The sequence below is a fragment of the Acinetobacter sp. WCHAc060033 genome (assembly GCF_004209125.1).
GTDB lineage: Bacteria > Pseudomonadota > Gammaproteobacteria > Pseudomonadales > Moraxellaceae > Acinetobacter > Acinetobacter wuhouensis.
Genome location: NZ_SGSW01000092.1, coordinates 1 through 5,325, shown reverse-complemented (window position 1 = coordinate 5,325; position 5,325 = coordinate 1). Strand labels below are relative to the sequence as shown.

4 protein-coding genes are annotated in these 5,325 nt (G+C 35.6%); all 4 read left to right on the top strand.

Features of this window, described 5'->3' with window-relative positions; translation table 11 throughout:
• On the top strand, window positions 1–1,042 hold a 1,042-nt coding region (locus EXE10_RS20030), incomplete at its 5' end, for an MFS transporter (protein ID WP_130114516.1).
• Window positions 1,043–1,592: 550 nt separating this feature from the next.
• Window positions 1,593–3,254, top strand: a complete 1,662-nt coding sequence (locus EXE10_RS20025) for a phosphoethanolamine transferase (protein ID WP_130114515.1) — start codon at window positions 1,593–1,595, stop codon at window positions 3,252–3,254.
• A gap of 15 nt (window positions 3,255–3,269) precedes the next feature.
• The gene (locus EXE10_RS20020) at window positions 3,270–3,962 is read left to right on the top strand and encodes a response regulator transcription factor (protein ID WP_068973447.1); all 693 of its coding nucleotides are present in this window, start codon (window positions 3,270–3,272) and stop codon (window positions 3,960–3,962) included.
• A 1-nt stretch (window position 3,963) separates the two neighbouring features.
• A complete protein-coding gene (locus EXE10_RS20015; RefSeq protein WP_130114514.1) occupies window positions 3,964–5,298 on the top strand; it encodes an ATP-binding protein in 1,335 nt (444 codons plus the stop codon).
• The last annotated feature ends 27 nt before the right edge of the window (window positions 5,299–5,325 follow it).

Below are 5,325 nucleotides of genomic sequence, written 5' to 3'. Positions count from 1 at the left end.
GATTATTCCAACACAGGTTTTAACCATTGTCATTTTAATCGTTCTTTCTTTTTTACCAATTCAATCTTTAAATCAACCTACTTATTTATTCGGATTCTTTATCGCTTTACTGTGTATGAATAGCGTGGGTGCGACGCAAGATATTGCGACAGATGGTTTGGCGGTTAAGATTCTGAAAGGTGATCAGCAACATATTGGAAATATGTTCCAAGTGATTGGTTCACGGCTGGGCTTCATCGTCGGAGGTGGCGCTATTCTGTGGGCAATGGATTGGCTCACATGGCAGAGTACATTTTTGATTCTTGCTTTCATCGTGGCTCTAAATACGCTTCCGATTTTCCTTTATAAAGAACCACAGCATTCTCCAAATTCAACGACAAATGCTGAACAGACAAGCATTCAGACCAAGCAGAATTTCTTGGTAAAACTTAGAAAATATCTCAGTTATTTTTTTGAAAATAAACAGTTAAGCGCTTGGTTTTGGGTGCTTTGTACCATCAAAATTGCAGATGGATTAACAGGCCCGATTACCAAACCTTTGTTGGTCGATTTAGGATTAACACTTTCTCAAATCGGGGTTTATATCACCATGATCGGTGCGTTCGCAGCATTGGTTGGTGCAGGTTTAGCAGGTTGGATGTTGAAGAACATTACAAGACGTCATGCTTTGATTATTTTCTCTATTCTTAAATTAATGAGTTTAGCTGGTTTTGTTGGTTTAGCATTCTTATTGCAAAATTCAGTGGAGATTGCTCCATGGATAATCTATGTAGTGAACGCTTTAGAAGATATGTTTGCTGCGATGCTATTGGTTGCAATTTTAACTTTGGTGATGCAATACAGCCGAACTGAAAGTGCAGGCACTGATTTTACTTTTCAAGTATCTGTGATGGCGACCATCAGTGGGGTTTTGTATACCGTGAGTGGAATCATTGGTGACTATTTAGGATATTCTGTTTTTTTAAGTTTGATTTTAATAGTGGGTGTGATCTGTTTAATTCCAATATTTCATTGGGCGAAAATGAGTAGTAATGAAAACTAATTTTAAAAACCATTATTTATTTAGGGTTAAATTAAAAATTAGATTTAATTATAAATTAAGTTAACTATTTATTGAGCTTTGTCATAATAAAAATAAAAAAATTGAACTCTATATTTTGTTATTATTTTTTGCAATTTTATATATTAATATTTTTTACTTTAAATTGTTTTTTTCTATTCTAATTTTATATAGTTATTTATATCATTCAGTAAAATATATTATTTTTCAGCTACTTGATTTAAAAGTGTGATTGTTTTTTATCTAAAAAATATTAAGATGCGAAGATTGAATGTAATAAAATACAATTCAAAAAATAAACTTAAATGACTTGAAGTAAATGAATTAAGAAAGCTAAATAATTTATAGGCTATAAAATAATATAATTTTATTTATATAAATTCCATGTGCTTTTTTTATTTCTCAAATTTTGAAAATTTAAAATCATTTATATGTGGGTTAATGATTCAATATGCTTGGGGAAGTGCTTTTAAGTTCAATTTAAGCTTCATTTTATAACTTAAAACAATTGAAGTGAGCTGTTGATAGAGTAATGTCTAATTTCATACAACGAATAAAACAACGCGAAGTGTCTATTTCACTTGCGACTTTTAACCTTATCATCGCCGTATGGTTGGGTTTTTGCCTCAATTTTGCCTTTTTTAATAAGATTAAAATGCTCACGCCATATCAAGGTGTGAAAGTACAATTATTTTTAGTCGCTACGGTCGTCGTCGTCGTCGCGTTGTATAATTTATTATTGCAAATCTTGGATTGGAAATGGACAGCGAAATTTTTTTCAATCCTTTTGGTGTTTATTGGTGGCTTTAGTGCTTACTTTGTTAGCTCTTTAGGTGTGGTAATTTCACCTGATCAAATTCAAAACATTGTCCAAACAGATCCTTCAGAAGCATCTGACCTGATGTCTTTGCAATTATTAACTTGGACATTAGCATTCGTGGTTTTACCAATAGTCTTGATTTTATGGGTTAGAATTAAACCACAAAGCCTAGCTAAGGTACTTATCTTTAAAGGTTTAAATATTGTTGCTTCACTCGCTATTATTGGCAGCTTACTGTTTGTTTTCTATGTCGATTACGCAGCGATCTTCCGTGAAAATCGTGACCTGAAAGGGATGATTTCACCGCAAAATACAGTGGCATCTACGATTTCGTATTTTCATAAAAAGGCGCCTAAAAAAGATTTACCTTTAATTCGTTATGGTGAAGATGCACATTTGGTTGAAGATATTGCAGCCAATAAAATGCCAAAACTGATGGTTTTAGTGGTTGGTGAAACAGCACGTGCCGAAAGCTTTTCATTAAATGGTTATGCAAAAAATACCAATCCTTTATTGTCCAAACAACAAGGACTCATGAATTTCACTCAAGTCAGTTCATGCGGAACGGCGACAGCAGTTTCTGTACCCTGTATGTTCTCTGGTATGCCTCGAGTTAACTATGATGAACAGTTGGCGAGCCACCGCGAAGGTTTACTCGATATTGCACAACGCGCAGGTTATAAAGTGACTTGGATTGATAATAATTCAGGCTGTAAAGGCACTTGTAATCGGGTTGAACAATTTCAAATCCCTGAAACTTTGAAGCAAAAATGGTGTGCAGATGGTGAATGTTTAGATGGTATTCTTTTAGATAGTTTGAATCTGTATATGAGCCAATTGCCAAAAAATGATACTCAGCCACATTTAGTTGTATTGCATCAAATGGGAAGTCATGGACCTGCTTATTACAAACGTATACCAAGCGAATTTCAGAAATTTAAACCAACGTGTGATACCAATGCGATTCAAGGGTGTTCTTCAACTGAACTGATCAATAGTTATGACAATACAATTGCATATACGGACTATATTTTGAATCAAATTGTGGATGTATTAAAAGCAAATACAAATTATCGTACTGGTTTTTGGTATTTATCCGATCATGGGGAATCTACGGGTGAGCATGGCATGTATTTACATGGTGCGCCGTATGCGATTGCACCTAGCCAACAAACGCATGTGCCGATGATGATGTGGTTTTCAGATGCTTGGAAAAGTACAGCACAAAAACAAGTGGATTGTTTAAATGAACAAAAAAGCACAAAATTAAGTCAAGATAACTTATTCCCAAGTCTTTTGAGTGTGTTAAATATTCAGACACATGTTATTGATCAGAACTACAACATGTTGCATCAATGTGCAGTGAAAAGTTAATTAAGGATACATGCAATGACCAAAATTTTGATGATTGAAGATGATTTTATGATTGCAGAATCGTCTCAAACATTGTTGAAGTATCAAGGCTTTGATGTTGAGTGGGTGAATAATGGTTTAGATGGTTTAAAGCTACTTTCAGACAAACAATTTGATTTAGTTTTACTTGATTTGGGTTTACCGATGATGGATGGTATGCAAGTGTTAAAGCAAATCCGTCAACGTTCAGCTTTACCCGTTCTGATTATTTCAGCACGCGATCAGTTGCAAAATCGTGTTGACGGGTTGAATCAAGGTGCAGATGATTATCTGATTAAACCTTATGAGTTTGATGAACTTGTTGCGCGTATTCATGCATTATTACGTCGTACTGGAGATGTTGCAAAAGAAGCGCAAGGGCAAAGCTCTAACTTATTGAAAAATGGTGAAGTTGTTCTAGATGTTGAACAACATATTGCCACATTGCGTGGTGAGCCTGTGGATTTGTCCAATCGCGAATGGGCGATCCTGACTCCGCTTATGACCCATCCCAATAAAATATTTTCTAAGTCCAATCTAGAAGATAAGTTGTATGCTTTTGACAGTGAAATCAATAGCAACACCATCGAAGTTTATGTGCATCACATTCGTTCAAAACTGGGCAAAGACATTATTCGTACCATTCGTGGGTTAGGTTATCGTTTGGGGCAACCGCAGAAAGTTGAATGATATGGAAACAACATTTTCCTTAAGAAAGCGTTTAATTCGTTATACCTCTATTTTTAGTGTTTTATTGGGCTGTGTATTGGTTTTCTCCGCTTATAAAATATCATTAGAGGAAATTAACGAAATTCTTGATGCCCAAATGGTCTATTTGGCTGAACGTGTAGAGTTGAATCCACGTCCCATCCAAAGTGATTTTGATGTACATAAACGTTATCATGAAGAAGATTTGTTTATCGATGTTTGGGCTTATGCTGATCAAAATCCAAGCAAAATGACACCACATCATGTGATTATAGAACCGAAACAAAAAGCAGGTTTTTATAGTCAAGATACCGTGCATGGGACGTGGATTACGTATATTTTACCGACACCAAATTATCAGATCCAAATCAGTCAGCAAGAGAAGGTGAGGGAGCATTTAGCACTTGAACTTGCGGGCAGTATGTTTCTTCCCTATTTGTTGATTATTCCATTTGCACTCTTGGGTCTGGTTTACATTATTCGTCGTAGTATGAAGCCGTTAGAAGATTTTAAATCCGAACTGGCAAAACGTGATTCTAACTCTTTGGTTGCAATTCAAAATGGTCATTACCCCGCAGAACTCTTACCAACCATTCATGAAATGAATCATTTGTTTGAGCGAATTTCTGTTGCGCAACAAGAGCAACGGCAGTTTGTCGCAGATGCCGCCCATGAGTTACGTACACCGCTCACTGCATTGAATTTGCAAACCAAAATCTTAATGAGCCAATTTCCAGAAGAGGGGAATTTACAAAACCTCAGTAAAGGTTTGGCGCGAATGCAACATTTGGTGACCCAGTTATTGGCATTGGCAAAACAAGATGCATCTTTGAGTCATGAAGTCCAAGTCACTCAGTTTAAACTGAATGATGTCGCACTCAGTTGTGTTGAGCAATTGATGAATTTGGCAATGGAAAAGGATATCGACTTAGGTTTTGTCCGAAATGAACCTGTGATTTTGAAAAGTGTCGAACATAGCATTCATTCGATTATTTTTAATTTGATTGATAATGCAATCAAATATACACCAGTCGCTGGCATGATCAATGTTTCAGTTTTTGCAGATATACATGATTTTGCTTATGTTCTGATCGAGGATAGCGGTTCTGGTATAGATCCTGAAATGTACGATAAAGTATTAAAACGATTCTATCGTGTTCATCACCATTTGGAGGTGGGCAGTGGTTTAGGTTTATCGATTGTAGATAAAGCGATTCAACATCTCGGTGGGAATTTAACACTTTCACGGAGTGAAGAGTTAGGTGGTTTGAGCGTTTTGGTTAAGATACCGATTCAACCCAATGTAAAAGCTGATTAAATTGAAGATTGTATTTGTAACGGTATT